This window comes from Pseudomonas sp. UBA7500 (assembly GCF_002478435.1).
GTDB lineage: Bacteria > Pseudomonadota > Gammaproteobacteria > Pseudomonadales > Pseudomonadaceae > Aquipseudomonas > Aquipseudomonas palmensis.
This window is the reverse complement of record NZ_DLNW01000027.1, coordinates 91718-105980: the sequence shown is the minus strand read 5'-3', so window position 1 is coordinate 105980 and position 14263 is coordinate 91718. Positions and strand designations below refer to the sequence as shown.

At 64.6% G+C, this 14263-nt stretch carries 11 protein-coding genes; 7 read left to right on the top strand and 4 right to left on the bottom strand.

The genetic code is table 11. From position 1 onward, the window contains the following. Positions 1-118 precede the first annotated feature (118 nt). Positions 119-1366, bottom strand: coding sequence for a ribonucleotide-diphosphate reductase subunit beta (locus B4I46_RS12325; RefSeq protein WP_043862583.1), 1248 nt, complete (start codon positions 1364-1366; stop codon positions 119-121). A 249-nt stretch (positions 1367-1615) separates the two neighbouring features. Beyond that, positions 1616-4504 carry a ribonucleoside-diphosphate reductase subunit alpha gene (locus tag B4I46_RS12320; protein WP_213606153.1) on the bottom strand — a complete coding sequence of 963 codons (2889 nt, stop codon included), beginning with the start codon at positions 4502-4504 and terminating at the stop codon, positions 1616-1618. 728 nt (positions 4505-5232) lie between these two features. Between B4I46_RS12320 and B4I46_RS12315 the strand changes: the two genes are divergently transcribed. The 3 genes from B4I46_RS12315 to B4I46_RS12305 are packed head-to-tail and all read left to right on the top strand — an operon-like array spanning position 5233 to position 8088. Continuing rightward, positions 5233-5958: a response regulator transcription factor gene (locus B4I46_RS12315; protein WP_054914711.1), complete on the top strand. Its 726-nt coding sequence runs from the start codon at positions 5233-5235 to the stop codon at positions 5956-5958. After that, the gene (locus B4I46_RS12310) at positions 5955-7586 is read left to right on the top strand and encodes an ATP-binding protein (protein ID WP_196933217.1); all 1632 of its coding nucleotides are present in this window, start codon (positions 5955-5957) and stop codon (positions 7584-7586) included. The genes B4I46_RS12315 and B4I46_RS12310 overlap by 4 nt, the downstream gene beginning before the upstream one ends. Beyond that, positions 7573-8088, top strand: coding sequence for a (2Fe-2S)-binding protein (locus B4I46_RS12305; protein WP_286900408.1), 516 nt, complete (start codon positions 7573-7575; stop codon positions 8086-8088). The genes B4I46_RS12310 and B4I46_RS12305 overlap by 14 nt, the downstream gene beginning before the upstream one ends. Positions 8089-8097: 9 nt before the next feature. Here the strand turns inward: B4I46_RS12305 and B4I46_RS12300 are convergent, their stop codons facing one another. Both B4I46_RS12300 and B4I46_RS12295 read right to left on the bottom strand, forming a co-directional pair. Then, positions 8098-8799 (bottom strand): 4'-phosphopantetheinyl transferase family protein, encoded by a 702-nt coding sequence (locus B4I46_RS12300; protein ID WP_043862578.1) that lies wholly within the window; start codon positions 8797-8799, stop codon positions 8098-8100. Between the two features lie 101 nt (positions 8800-8900). Then, positions 8901-9692, bottom strand: coding sequence for a dienelactone hydrolase family protein (locus tag B4I46_RS12295; RefSeq protein WP_058540996.1), 792 nt, complete (start codon positions 9690-9692; stop codon positions 8901-8903). Positions 9693-9824: 132 nt separating this feature from the next. On the opposite strand from B4I46_RS12295, the gene B4I46_RS12290 reads away from it, so the two are divergent. The 4 genes from B4I46_RS12290 (at position 9825) to B4I46_RS12275 (ending at position 14186) form a co-directional block, all read left to right on the top strand. After that, a complete protein-coding gene (locus tag B4I46_RS12290) occupies positions 9825-10427 on the top strand; it encodes a membrane protein (protein ID WP_043862576.1) in 603 nt (200 codons plus the stop codon). A 111-nt stretch (positions 10428-10538) separates the two neighbouring features. Continuing rightward, entirely contained in the window at positions 10539-11216 is a 678-nt protein-coding gene (locus tag B4I46_RS12285) for a response regulator (protein ID WP_043862575.1), read from the top strand. Continuing rightward, on the top strand, positions 11213-12559 hold the full coding sequence (locus B4I46_RS12280; RefSeq protein ID WP_043862574.1) for an ATP-binding protein: 1347 nt from the start codon (positions 11213-11215) through the stop codon (positions 12557-12559). The genes B4I46_RS12285 and B4I46_RS12280 overlap by 4 nt, the downstream gene beginning before the upstream one ends. A gap of 298 nt (positions 12560-12857) precedes the next feature. After that, positions 12858-14186: a dicarboxylate/amino acid:cation symporter gene (locus tag B4I46_RS12275; RefSeq protein ID WP_054914705.1), complete on the top strand. Its 1329-nt coding sequence runs from the start codon at positions 12858-12860 to the stop codon at positions 14184-14186. The last annotated feature ends 77 nt before the right edge of the window (positions 14187-14263 follow it).

Sequence of the window (14263 nt, the reverse complement as noted above, 5' to 3'; positions counted from 1 at the left end):
GGCTGACAGACGCCAGCAGGCGCAGCGACCAACAGCATGCGAAAACCTCTGAAAAAAGCCAGGCACAAAAAAGGCCGCCTTGCGGCAGCCTCTTTTTGCAGCATCCACGCGCGGGAAATCAATCCCAGCTCAACGCGCCGCCAGTCTGATACTCGATAACCCGCGTCTCGAAGAAGTTCTTCTCTTTCTTCAAGTCCATGATTTCGCTCATCCATGGGAACGGGTTGGTGGTACCTGGGTACTCTTCCTTCAGGCCGATCTGCGACAGGCGACGGTTGGCGATGAACTTGAGGTAGTCCTCCATCATCGCCGCGTTCATGCCCAGCACGCCGCGTGGCATGGTGTCGCGTGCGTATTCGATTTCCAGCTGAGTACCCTGCAGGATCATCTGCGAGGCCTCTTCCTTCATCTCGGCATCCCACAGGTGCGGGTTTTCGATCTTGATCTGGTTGATCACGTCGATACCGAAGTTCAGGTGCATCGACTCGTCACGCAGGATGTACTGGAACTGCTCGGCAACGCCGGTCATCTTGTTGCGACGACCCATCGACAGGATCTGGGTGAAGCCGCAGTAGAAGAAGATGCCTTCGAGTACGCAGTAGTAGGCGATCAGGTTGCGCAGCAGCTCCTTGTCGGTCTCGACGGTGCCGGTGTCGAACTCCGGGTCCGAGATGGCACGGGTGTAGCGCAGGCCCCAGGCGGCCTTTTTCGCGACCGAAGGGATCTCGTGGTACATGTTGAAGATCTCGCCTTCATCCATGCCCAGCGATTCGATGCAGTACTGGTACGCGTGGGTGTGGATCGCCTCTTCGAACGCCTGGCGCAGGATGTACTGGCGGCACTCGGGGTTGGTGATCAAGCGGTACACGGCCAGTGCCAGGTTGTTGGCAACCAGCGAGTCGGCGGTGGAGAAGAAGCCCAGGTTGCGCATGACGATGCGACGCTCGTCGTCGGTCAGGCCTTCGGGGGTCTTCCACAGGGCGATGTCCGCGGTCATGTTGACCTCTTGCGGCATCCAGTGGTTGGCACAGCCATCCAGGTACTTCTGCCAGGCCCAGTCGTATTTGAACGGTACCAGCTGGTTGAGGTCGGCGCGGCAGTTGATCATGCGCTTCTCGTCGACCGCTACACGGGCAGCAGAGCCTTCCAGCTCGGCCAGGCCTTCGGCGATGTCGAGATCGTCCAGGGCGGCCTTGGCGCGCTTGACCGCGTCGGAGTCGGCGGCGGTCACTGCACGGGCTTCCTGCGCGGCCACACCGCCAGCGCTGTCGAGCTTGTCGATGCCCGCTTCAGCCACCTGAGAGGCGGTTTGACCTTTGGCGGCGACTTCGCCGTCTTCGTTTTCGAATTCGTCCCAGCTCAGCATGATGGGTCTCCTGCTTGAGGGCCATGAAAGAGTATGGCCGGTTGGATCTAGGGTTGCGCTGCTCGCGGTTAAGGTGTGCACGCAAAATCTTGGAATGCTTCCGGGGGCGCAGCCCCTCGGGGAGGGCGGGGTGACCCGCACCTGGGTGTTCGGCGATAGAGGCCGGTGGTTGTGCCGACCTCTTCGCTGGCAAGGCCAGCGCCTACAGGGTAGGCGCAAGGCGCCGCTTGCAAGCGGCGCCTTCAGGCCTTACTGGCAGGCTTCGCAGTCTGGCTCGTCGATCGCGCAGGCTTTTGGCACCGGGGCAGGGCCGGCTGGCGCTGCCGCCTGGACCGGGGCGCTGTCGCCACCGCTGGACACGGCGTTGAGCTTGCCGGTGCTGATGGTCGACTTCTCGGTGCTGGTGGCGGCCAGGGCACGGAGGTAGTAGGTGGTTTTCAGGCCACGGTACCAGGCCATGCGGTAGGTCACGTCCAGCTTCTTGCCCGAAGCGCCGGCAATGTACAGGTTCAGCGACTGGGCCTGGTCGATCCACTTCTGGCGACGGCTGGCTGCATCGACGATCCATTTGGTCTCGACTTCGAACGCGGTGGCGTACAGGTCCTTGAGCTCCTGCGGAATGCGCTCGATCTGCTGCACCGAACCATCGTAGTACTTCAGGTCGTTGATCATGACCGAGTCCCACAGGCCGCGGGCCTTCAGGTCGTGGACCAGGTACGGGTTGATCACGGTGAACTCGCCCGACAGGTTCGATTTCACGTACAGGTTCTGGTAGGTCGGCTCGATCGACTGCGAAACGCCGGTGATGTTGGCGATGGTCGCGGTCGGTGCGATGGCCATGATGTTCGAGTTGCGAATGCCTTTCTGCACACGGGCACGTACCGGTGCCCAGTCCAGGCTCTCGTTCAGGTCGACATCGATGTACTGCTGGCCACGTTGCTCGATCAGGATCTGTTGCGAGTCCAGCGGCAGGATGCCCTTGGACCACAGCGAACCCTGGAACGTCTCGTAGGCGCCACGCTCATCGGCCAGGTCGCAGGAGGCCTGGATCGCGTAGTAGCTGACCGCTTCCATCGACTTGTCGGCGAACTCGACCGCAGCGTCCGAACCGTACGGGATGTGCTGCAGGTACAGTGCGTCCTGGAAGCCCATGATGCCCAGGCCCACAGGGCGGTGCTTGAGGTTCGAGTTGCGCGCCTGCGGCACGGAGTAGTAGTTGATGTCGATCACGTTGTCGAGCATGCGCACGGCAGTGTTCACGGTGCGTTGCAGCTTGGCGGTGTCCAGCTTGCCGTCGACGATGTGGTTCGGCAGGTTGATCGAGCCCAGGTTGCAGACCGCGATCTCGTCCTTGTTGGTGTTCAGGGTGATCTCGGTGCACAGGTTCGAGCTGTGGACCACGCCCACGTGCTGCTGCGGCGAACGCAGGTTGCACGGGTCCTTGAAGGTCAGCCACGGGTGGCCGGTCTCGAACAGCATCGACAGCATCTTGCGCCACAGGTCTTTGGCCTGGACGGTCTTGAACACCTTGATCTTGTTGTACTCGGTCAGGGCTTCGTAGTACTCGTAGCGCTCTTCGAAGGCCTTGCCGGTCAGGTCGTGCAGGTCTGGTACTTCGCTTGGCGAGAACAGGGTCCACTTGCCGTCATCGAAGACACGCTTCATGAACAGGTCGGGGATCCAGTTGGCGGTGTTCATGTCGTGGGTACGACGACGGTCATCACCGGTGTTCTTGCGCAGCTCGATGAATTCTTCGATATCCAGGTGCCAGGTTTCCAGGTAGGCACAGACCGCGCCCTTGCGTTTGCCGCCCTGGTTGACCGCAACAGCGGTGTCGTTGACCACCTTGAGGAAGGGCACGACGCCCTGGGACTTGCCGTTGGTGCCCTTGATGTAGGAGCCCAGTGCACGCACAGGGGTCCAGTCGTTGCCCAGGCCACCGGCGAATTTCGACAGCATGGCGTTGTCGTGGATCGCGTGGTAGATGCCCGACAGGTCGTCCGGCACGGTGGTCAGGTAGCAGCTCGACAGCTGCGGACGCAGGGTGCCGGCGTTGAACAGGGTCGGGGTCGAGGCCATGTAGTCGAACGACGACAACAGGTTGTAGAACTCGATCGCACGGGCTTCCTTGTCTTGCTCTTCCAGCGCCAGGCCCATGGCTACGCGCATGAAGAACACCTGTGGCAGCTCGAAGCGCACGCCATCCTTGTGGATGAAGTAGCGGTCGTAGAGGGTCTGCAGGCCCAGGTAGGTGAACTGCTGGTCGCGCTCGTGGTTGATCGCCTTGCCCAGACGCTCCAGGTCGAAGTCGGCCAGGGCAGGGTTGAGCAGTTCGAACTGCACGCCCTTGGCTACGTAGGCAGGCAGCGCCTTGGCGTACAGCTCGGCCATTTCGTGGTGGGTGGCGCTGTCGGCCACTTCGAGGAAGCTCAGGCCTTCGGCACGCAGGGTGTCCATCAGCAGGCGGGCGGTGACGAACGAGTAGTTCGGCTCGCGCTCTACCAGGGTACGGGCGGTCATCACCAGGGCGGTGTTGACGTCCTTGATGGCCACGCCGTCGTACAGGTTCTTCAGGGTTTCGCGCTGGATCAGCTCGCCATCGACTTCGGCCAGGCCTTCGCAGGCCTCGGTGATGATGGTGTTCAGGCGGTTCATGTCCAGCGGCGCGAAGCTGCCGTCGGCCAGGCTGATGCGGATGCTCGGGTGCGGCTGTACCGAGGCGTCGGCCGGAGTGCGGGTGGCACGCTCCTTGGCACGCTGGTCACGGTAGATCACGTAGTCACGGGCGACTTTCTGCTCGCCGGCGCGCATCAGGGCCAGTTCGACCTGGTCCTGGATCTCTTCGATATGGATGGTGCCGCCCGAAGGCATGCGACGCTTGAAGGTGGCGGTGACCTGCTCGGTCAGGCGGGCGACGGTGTCGTGGATGCGCGACGAGGCGGCAGCGGTGCCGCCTTCAACTGCGAGGAACGCTTTGGTGATGGCCACGGTGATCTTGTCGTCGGTGTAGGCGACGACAGTGCCGTTACGCTTGATCACGCGCAGTTGGCCGGGGGCGGTGGCAGCCAGATCCTGGTTCGAATCAGCGGCCTGCGGCGCCAGCGCCTGCGGGTTCTCGCGAGTTGTGTCGGTTTGCATGGGTGTCTCCACGTTCTCTATGTTTGTTCAGATGCCTTTTGGGCACCTACCGTTCCGTCCGAAAGCTCGCCAACTTGCCCACCGGCGCATGCGCGCCTGGCCGGGCAGGGTCTACCGACTTCGGGACAGATCAGGAAAAAAAGGGGCAATCGCTTGCCGCTCCCTGGCCGAAGTCAAAGGTTCTGGGCCACGGCCCAAAAACTGTTGCTGACGGGGTTGCACTTGCAACACCCGTACCCGAAACAAGGCCCGTCGCGGGCTTGCACCGGTCGCCTTCCGCAGGAGCGGTTTGGCTGCGAATTTCAATCAAAGTTCAAGCAAAAAAAGCGCCTCTGAAGGCTTGAGTTCTCTGCTCCACTTGTGCTTGGATTTTTGTTCAAAACCCAACATGTAGTGTTTTGTCGCGCTGGGGATACAAGATAATGCGGTATCGGGGGTATTGCAAGGCAGTGGCCTGTGGATAACGTGTGGGTAGATTGTGCGTGATTATGGGCAAAGCCTTGTAGGCCGCGTCCCACCGCCATTCCACCGCTCGTCACTCTTTTTTTGCCCGGGCAAAGCGTCGCAGGGGCATTTTTGAGGGCGCGAACCCTATCACAAAAAACGCACTTGTCCAGCGACTTTGGCGCGGCTTTTTCCGGCGCCCGGCAGTGGTAGTATCGCGGGCCAATGTTGCCCTTTATTGAAGGGCTTCACTCCAACAATAAAAAGCCCAGCCGAGGTGATCCGTGCAGCAGCCCAACAGTCAGGTGTTGATCGTCGAGGATGACGAGCGTCTAGCCGAGCTGACCCGTGACTACCTGCAAGCCAATGGCTTCGACGTGGCGGTGGAGGGCGATGGGGCGAAGGCGGCGGCGCGCATCGTGGCCGAGCAGCCAGACCTGGTGATCCTCGACCTGATGCTGCCCGGCGAGGACGGCCTGAGCATCTGCCGCAAGGTGCGCACGCAGTACAACGGGGTCATCCTGATGCTCACCGCGCGCAGCGAGGACCTGGACCAGGTGCAGGGCCTGGACCTGGGCGCCGACGATTACGTGTGCAAGCCGGTGCGCCCGCGCCTGTTGCTGGCGCGGATCAACGCCTTGCTGCGTCGCACCGAGGTGCCGGCCACCACGGGCGAGCGCCAGAGCCTGCAGTTCGGCCCGCTGCGGGTGGACAACACCCTGCGCGAAGCCTGGCTCGGCGACAACGGCATCGAGCTGACCGCTGCCGAGTTCGACCTGCTGTGGCTGCTGGTGAGCAACGCGGGGCGCATCCTGTCCCGCGAAGAGATCTTTACCTCCCTGCGCGGGGTGGGCTATGACGGCCAGGACCGCTCCATCGATGTGCGCATCTCGCGCATCCGCCCCAAGATAGGCGACGACCCCGACCACCCGCGCATGATCAAGACGGTGCGCAGCAAAGGCTACCTGTTCGTGGGCGAGGCTGCCCAGGCGCTGGGCCTGGTTGAATGAACTCGATCTTCCTGCGCATCTACGGCGGCATGCTGGCCGCCCTGGTGCTGGTGGCGTTGCTGGGCGCGCTCAGCCTGCACCTGCTCAACGAGGTGCGTGCCGAGCAGTACCGCGAGCGCCTGGCCCACGGCACCTTTACCCTGATGGCCGACAACCTGGCCCCCATGAGCGATGTGGAGCGTACCCGGGCGCTGGCGATATGGGGGCGCCTGCTGGGCATTCCGCTGGCCCTCACCTCGATCGATCAGGCCGCCCTCGACGGTAGCCAGCGCACCCGCCTGCAACGCGGGCATGTGCTGGTGCAGCGCACCGGCCCCCATGCGGCGCGAGTGCTGCGCCAGGTGCGCGGGCAGAACCTGTTGCTGACCGGCGAGGTGCAGCAGATCAGCGAGCAACTGGCCCGCGCCACCATCTACCTGCTGGCCGACGAACTGGTGCGCTACCCGGTGGGCGAGCAGCCGCAGCGCCTGGCCGAACTCAAGCAGAGCAAGGGGTTCGGCTTCGACCTGCGCCTGCTCAGCCTCGACCAGACCGACATGGACGGCGACCAGCGCCGTCGCGTCGACGAAGGCGACACCGTGATGGCGCTGGGCAAGGACGGCAACTCGATCCGCGTGTTCGCCGGCATGGTGGCCACGCCCTGGGTGCTGGAGATCGGGCCGCTGTATCAGATGAACCCGTATCCACCGCAGATGCTGCTGGTGATCGCGGCGCTGGGGCTGTGCCTGATCGGCCTGATCGTGTACCTGCTGGTGCGCCAGCTGGAGCGGCGTCTGTCGGGCCTGGAGGCGGCGGCCACACAGATTGCCCAGGGTAGCCTGGACGTGCGGGTGGCAGCGGACGACGCCGACTCGGTGGGGCGCCTGGCCGCGGCGTTCAACCATATGGCCGGGCACCTGCAGCAATCGCTGAACATGCAGCGCGAACTGGTGCGGGCGGTGTCCCATGAGCTGCGCACCCCGGTGGCGCGCCTGCGCTTTGGCCTGGAGATGGTCGAGAACGCCAGCAGCGAGCACGCCCGCGAGAAATACCTGCTGGGCATGGACAACGACATTCAGGACCTCGACCGACTGGTCGACGAGATGCTCACCTACGCACGCCTTGAGCAAGGGGCGCCGGCCCTGAACTTCCAGCGTATCGACCTGGACGCCTTGCTCGACCAGGTGATTGCCGAACTGGCGCCGCTGCGCCGCGAGGTGCGGGTGCTGCGCGGGCCTTGCCAGGGTGGCGAGCAGGGGGCGTGGGTCGAGGCCGAGCCGCGCTACCTGCACCGCGCCCTGCAGAACCTGGTGAGCAATGCGATGCGCCACGCCGAGTCGCAGGTCAGCCTGAGCTATCAACTGGGCGCCCAGCGCTGTCGCATCGACGTCGAGGACGATGGGCCGGGGGTGCCGCAAAGCGCCTGGTCGCGCATCTTCACGCCCTTTACCCGCCTGGACGACAGCCGTACCCGCGCCTCTGGCGGGCACGGGCTGGGCTTGTCGATCGTGCGGCGGATCATCTACTGGCATGCCGGGCGCGCCCTGATCGGCAAGAGCGAGCGCCTGGGTGGTGCCTGCTTCAGCCTGAGCTGGCCACGCGCGCATGACGCGGAGCAGGCGCAGGAGGACGGCCTTGAGGCTCGCTGAGCTGTTGCGCCCCGACGCCTTCGATGCCCTGCTGCTGGGGCTGTACGGCCCCGAGCTGATGCCGGCGCAACGGCCGGTGCTGGTGTCGCAATGGTCCAAGTACTACTTCGCCGTGCTGTGGCGTGCGGCCCTGGTCGGGCGCGCCCCGTTGCAGGTTCAGGCGCTGGCGGTGACGCTGGATGGGCGCGGCCTGCCAACCGACCTGTCGACGTCCGCGGCGGTGGGCGGTGTGGTGGCGGTACTGGAACGGCACCTGCCAGCCATCGTCGAGCAACTGGTCGTGCTGGGCAGCGTGCCGGCGGCGGTGTTGTGGGGCAATGCCGGTGACTGCCTGGAGCAGATTGCAGGTGAGCGGCCCGAGGTCCAGCGGTTGCTGGAGACGCCCGGCAACCCGCTGTACGGCGCGGTGCGCTACACCCCTGACGGGCGGCGGGTCAGGCGCACCTGTTGCCTGAGCTACAAGGTCGAGTGGGTAGGGCGCTGCGCGCAGTGCCCGCTGTAAGCCTGCGGCTTACACGCTGACCAGGCTCAGCAGCTGATCGCCCTGCAGGCTGAACTGCCCCTGGATTTCCCGGCCGTGGCACCACAGCGGCGACAGGTCGGTGAGCAGGCGCAGGCGGGCGTGGCCATCGGCGGACCACTCCAGCAGTTCGGCGTGCTCGAAATAGAAGCGCTTGCGCACGATGGGGTACAGCGCCTTGAACAGGCTTTCCTTGAGGGAGAAGGTCAGCGTGGTGGTCAGGCTCAGCTGGCTGCGGTCCATGCGCTGCAGCTCATCGGCAGTGAGGATTTCGCCCATCAGGCGTTCGGCGCGTTCGGTCTCCAGCAGGTTTTCCTGGTCCAGGCCCAGGCCCTGGCAGTCGCTGCTGCGGGCCACCACGGCGGCCGCCCAGCCCTTGCCGTGGGTGATCGAGCCGCTGATGCCGGCCGGCCATAGGGGGGCGCGGTCGTCGCCGGTGGCGGGCAGGTAGTCGCGCCCGTCCAGGCGCTGCAGGGCGGCGCGGGCGCACACGCGGCCGGCCAGGTACTCGGCCTGGCGCTTGGCCACCGAGCGTTGCAGGCTGGGGGTGGGTTCGATGGCGGCGCGCCGGAAGTCATCGGCGGCGAGGTTGGCCGGGTCGAAGGCGCAGCTGACCAGCACCGCACCGGGGACCGGGTGGGGCAGGGGCCAGTGGTGCTGGAGCGGGGCGCAGCAGTGCGGGAGTCGATTCATGGGCGCTATTGTGCCGTGGCCCACGAGCCTTCGCCAGCAACGCTGGCGCCTGCAGGTTCACGCGGCTTGCCGCAGGAGCCAGCGTTGCCGCCAGGCGGGCTTCAGTCAAACACCTTCTTCAAGAACACCTGCAGGTCTGCCCACGAGCTTTCATCGGCGGCCTTGTCATAGCCGATATCCGGCCCGCCGTGCTCGCCGTGGCTCAGGCGGTCGGCATCCGGGTTGGTGAAGCCATGCTTGGCCCCCGGGATGCTCACGAACTTCAGGTCGGCGCCCGCTGCCTCCATCTCCTTCCTGAACGCAGCCACCTGCTCGGGCGTGACCATGCTGTCGCTGGCGCCATGCTCCACCAGCAACGGCGCCTTCACACTGCCGCTGGTTGCCGGCGTGGCCGTCACCAGCGCTCCGTGAAAGCTCGCCACCCCCGCCAGCGGCTCACTGCGCCGCGCAGCGTCCAGCACCACCTTGCCGCCGAAGCAGTAGCCGATGGCGGCGATCTTGTCGGGGTTGGTCTGCGGCTGGATCTTCAGCAACTCGACCCCGGCATCGAAGCGTGTTGCCGCCGTCTTCGGGTCTTTCAGGGCCGCCGCCATGAACGCCTGCGCATCGGCCGGGTGCTCGGTGTTCTTGCCGTCGCCATACATGTCGATGGCCAGCGCGCTGTAGCCCAGCCCGGCCAGGTCGCGGGCACGGCGCTTGGCATAGTCGTTCAGCCCCCACCATTCGTGCACCACCACCACCCCGGGACGTTCGCCCTTCACGGCGTCGTCATAGGCGTAGTAGCCCACCAGGCGCTTGCCGTCGGCGTCCTGGTAGTCGATCTGGCGGGTTTGCACCGCGGCCTGGGCCAGGCCAGTGGCGCCGATCAGGGCAAGTGCGAGCAGGTAACGCATGGTCAGTCTCCTTTTTTCCGTTGATGCCCGCTCGTTCAGCCGGGGTTCAGCCAGCATTCAGCGGCGGTTCAGGGCGCCCTGCTTACTCTAGCTCCCACACAAACACCGCGCATCACTCTGGAGTACACACTCATGAAAAGCCTCAATACCGTACTGATCGCCATCACCATGCTGGGTGCCAGCTCCCTGGTACAGGCTGCCGACACCACCTTCGCCGGCCTCACCTACGGCCAGACCAGCGACAAGATCAAGAAGTCCGGCCTGCTCAGCAGCAACACCGACCACCTCAACACCGACGGCATCATCAGCAAGGACGGCACCTGGGGTGCGCGCATTGGTCAGCAGAACGACCAGGGCCGCTACTACCTCACCTACGACAACGTCTCCAACAACCACAGCGGCCTGAAAATGCGCCAGGAAAACCTGCTGGGCAGCTACGACGTGTTCTATCCGCTGGGTAGCAGCACCAAGGCATTCGGCGGTGCGAGCCTGGGCGTGACCAAGCTCAGCCAGGAATCCTCCGGCTACAGCCGCGACACCGACACCGGCTACGCCTACGGCCTGCAGGCTGGCGTACTGCAACAGGTCAGCAGCAATGCTTCGGTCGAACTGGGCTACCGCTACCTGCGCAGCAACGCCACCACCGAACTGTCCGAGCACGACGGCGACAAGCTCGGTGCCCTGCGCCTGAAAAGCAGCGCGCAAACCTACCTGTCGGCCAACTACCTGTTCTGAACCCCCGCGCAATACCCGAACCGGCCTTCACTCTGGCCGGTTCGCTGTTATTCTGCCGTTATGTAGCGAGATGCCCGGCCAAGCAGGCCGGGCCTGGTTATGGAGGAGCGTATGAAACTGCTGGTGGTCGAGGATGAAGCCCTGTTGCGGCATCACCTGTTCAGCCGTCTGAGCGAAAGCGGGCATGTGGTCGAAGCGGTGGCCAATGCCGAGGAGGCGCTGTACCAGGCCGAACAGTTCAATCACGACCTGGCCATCGTCGACCTGGGCCTGCCGGGCATGAGCGGGCTGGACCTGATCCGCCAACTGCGCAGTCAGGGCAAGACATTTCCTATCCTGATTCTCACCGCCCGTGGCAACTGGCAGGACAAGGTCGAAGGCCTGGCCGCCGGTGCCGACGACTACGTGGTCAAGCCGTTCCAGTTCGAAGAGCTGGAGGCGCGCCTGAATGCGCTGCTGCGCCGCTCCAGCGGCTTCACCCAGTCGACCATCATCGCAGGCCCCCTGCGCCTGGACCTCAACCGCAAGCAGGCGCTGCTCGATGACCAGCCCCTGGCATTGACCGCCTACGAATACCGCATCCTCGAATACCTGATGCGCCATCACCAGCAGGTGGTGGCCAAGGACCGTCTGATGGAGCAGCTGTACCCCGACGACGGCGAGCGTGACCCCAACGTGATAGAAGTGCTGATCGGCCGCCTGCGCCGCAAGCTCGAGGGCGACAACGGCTTCAAGCCCATCGACACGGTACGTGGCCTGGGCTACCTGTTCACCGAGCGCTGCCTGTGATTCGTTCGCTGCGCCTGCGTCTGATGCTGGCCGCAGCGGTGCTGGCGCTGCTGTTCATGCTGGCCCTGTTGCCGGCCCTGCAGAAGGCCTTCAGCCTGGCCCTGCAGGAGTCCATCGAGCAGCGCCTGGCCTCGGACGTGACCACGCTGATCTCGGCGGCGCGCATAGACGGCGGCAAGCTGCAGATGCCCGATCTGCTGCCGGACGAGAAATTCAACCTGCCCGACAGCCGCCTGCTCGGCTACATCTACGACCGCCAGGGCAACCTGGTGTGGCGTTCGCGTGCCACCAACGACGAGAACATCAACTACACACCCCGCTACGACGGGCGCGGCAACGAGTTCGCGCGCATCCGCCAGGACCACGGCGAGGAGTTCTTCGTCTATGACGTGGAGGTCAAGCTGCTGGGCGGCAAGAGCGCGGCCTTCAGCATCGTTGCCCTGCAACCGGTGCGCGAGTACCAGCAAACCCTCAACGGCCTGCAAGAGAAGCTCTACCTGGGCTTTGGCGCGGCGCTGCTGGCCCTGATGCTGCTGCTGTGGGCCGGGCTGACCTGGGGCCTGCGCTCGCTGCGGCGCATGAGCGTGGAGCTGGACGACGTGGAGTCCGGCGCCCGCGAGGGCCTCAGTGCCGAACACCCACGCGAGCTGTTGCGCCTGACCGGCTCGCTCAACCGCCTGCTGCGCAGCGAGCGCGAGCAGCGCGGGCGCTACCGCGACTCGCTGGATGACCTGGCGCACAGCCTCAAGACCCCGCTGGCGGTGCTGCAAGGGGTCAGCGAAAGCATGGCCCAGCGCGAAGGCGAGCGCGAGCAGGCGCGGGTGCTGCAGAGCCAGATCGAGCGCATGAGCCAGCAGATCGACTACCAGTTGCAGCGCGCCAGCCTGCGCAAGAGCGGCCTGGTGCGCCACCAGGTGGCCTTGCACCCGCTGCTCGACAGCCTGTGCAGCACCCTGGCCAAGGTCTACCGCGACAAGCAGGTGCACATCACCTATGCAGTGCCCGACCAGGCACTGGTACCCATGGAGCAGGGCGCATTGCTCGAACTGCTCGGCAACCTGCTGGAAAACGCCTACCGTCTGTGCCTGGGGCAGATCCGCATCAGCCTGCGGGTCAGCGACACGGCGCTGGAGCTGTGTGTCGAGGACGACGGCCCGGGCGTGCCGGTGCACCAGCGCGAGCGTATCCTGCAGCGGGGCGAGCGCCTCGATCGCCAGTACCCGGGGCAGGGCATCGGCCTGGCGGTGGTCAAGGACATCATCGAGAGCTACGACGCCACCCTCACTCTCGACGATTCGCCCCTGGGCGGCGCTGCCTTCCGTATCCGCTTTCCGCTCGACTGAGCGCCTGCCACATTCCGCCCAGTGGGCGGATTACCGCCATCATCGGGTCTATTCTTTGAGTGCCGGGCGGAAATCCGCCAACTGGCGCGTCCTGCCTTGCTGCCTTGCGGTGCACGAAATGCCCTGAAACAGGGTGTTTGCACCGCCTTGGCACATCCTGGCATCAGCCTTGCTATTGACTCCGCAGAGCATTGCCACGCAGCTCGACACAACAAATCCCTCCAATGCAGGAGGGTTCGCGCTTTAGGTGCCGATCGCCTCCTGGGAAGGATGGGCCGGCACATTGAGGAAAATAGCCATGACGACGCGTCAGCCGCTGTACAAATCGCTGTATATCCAGGTGATCATCGCCATCACCATCGGTATCTTGCTGGGTCACTTCTATCCCGACACCGGTGTGGCGCTCAAGCCGCTGGGTGACGGTTTCGTCAAACTGATCAAGATGGTCATCGCCCCCATCATCTTCTGCACCGTGGTCAGCGGCATCGCCGGCATGCAGAGCATGAAATCGGTCGGCAAGACCGGCGGCTACGCGCTGCTCTACTTCGAAATCGTCTCGACCATCGCGCTGATCATCGGCCTGGTCGTGGTCAACGTGGTCAAGCCGGGTGCCGGCATGCACATCGACGTGACCACCCTCAACGCCAGCAGCGTGGCTGCCTATGCCGCCGCCGGTGCGCAGCAGACCACCGTCGGCTTCCTGCTCAACATCATCCCCAACACCGTGGTCGGTGCCTTCGCCAACGGCGACATCCTGCAGGTGCTGATGTTCTCGGTGATCTTCGGTTTCGCCCTGCACCGCCTGGGTGCCTACGGCAAGCCGCTGCTGGACCTGATCGACCGCTTCGCCCACGTCATGTTCAACATCATCAACATGATCATGAAGCTGGCCCCGATCGGTGCCTTCGGTGCCATGGCCTTCACCATCGGCCAGTACGGCGTGGGTTCGCTGGTGCAGCTGGGCTACCTGATGGCCTGCTTCTACATCACCTGCCTGCTGTTCATCCTGGTGATTCTGGGCGGTATCGCCCGTGCCCACGGCTTCAGCGTACTCAAGCTGATCCGCTACATCCGTGAAGAGCTGATGATCGTGCTCGGCACCTCGTCGTCCGAGTCGGCCCTGCCGCGCATGCTGGCCAAGATGGAGCGTCTGGGCGCGAAAAAATCGGTGGTTGGCCTGGTGATCCCGACCGGCTACTCGTTCAACCTGGACGGCACCTCGATCTACCTGACCATGGCTGCGGTGTTCATCGCCCAGGCCACCGACACCACCATGGACATCACCCACCAGATCACCCTGCTGCTGGTGCTGCTGGTGGCCTCCAAGGGTGCTGCAGGCGTTACCGGCAGCGGCTTCATCGTGCTGGCCGCGACCCTGTCGGCGGTCGGCCACCTGCCGGTTGCCGGCCTGGCGCTGATCCTGGGTATCGACCGCTTCATGTCCGAAGCCCGCGCCCTGACCAACCTGATCGGCAACGCGGTGGCAACCGTGGTGGTGGCCAAGTGGGTCAACGAGCTTGACGAAGACAAGCTGCAAGCCGAGCTGGCTTCGGGTGGTTCGCCGCTGGTCGACACCCGTCCTACCGACGACCTGGGTGTCGCCGAAGGTGCGGTGCGCCAGGGCTGAGGTTAGCCAAACGCAAAAAGCCCATCTTCGGATGGGCTTTTTTTTGCGCCTGTGCAGGCGTCTTCGCCGCAAGGTCG

What these genes read in the sequence shown, in the direction of transcription:
- B4I46_RS12290 (WP_043862576.1), top strand. Translation starts at nt 9,825, where the DNA reads ATGAAAAGCCTCAATACCGTACTGATCGCCATCACCATGCTGGGTGCC.
- B4I46_RS12300 (WP_043862578.1), bottom strand. Translation starts at nt 8,799, where the DNA reads ATGAATCGACTCCCGCACTGCTGCGCCCCGCTCCAGCACCACTGGCCC.
- B4I46_RS12320 (WP_213606153.1), bottom strand. Translation starts at nt 4,504, where the DNA reads ATGCAAACCGACACAACTCGCGAGAACCCGCAGGCGCTGGCGCCGCAG.
- B4I46_RS12295 (WP_058540996.1), bottom strand. Translation starts at nt 9,692, where the DNA reads ATGCGTTACCTGCTCGCACTTGCCCTGATCGGCGCCACTGGCCTGGCC.
- B4I46_RS12325 (WP_043862583.1), bottom strand. Translation starts at nt 1,366, where the DNA reads ATGCTGAGCTGGGACGAATTCGAAAACGAAGACGGCGAAGTCGCCGCC.
- B4I46_RS12275 (WP_054914705.1), top strand. Translation starts at nt 12,858, where the DNA reads ATGACGACGCGTCAGCCGCTGTACAAATCGCTGTATATCCAGGTGATC.
- B4I46_RS12310 (WP_196933217.1), top strand. Translation starts at nt 5,955, where the DNA reads ATGAACTCGATCTTCCTGCGCATCTACGGCGGCATGCTGGCCGCCCTG.
- B4I46_RS12285 (WP_043862575.1), top strand. Translation starts at nt 10,539, where the DNA reads ATGAAACTGCTGGTGGTCGAGGATGAAGCCCTGTTGCGGCATCACCTG.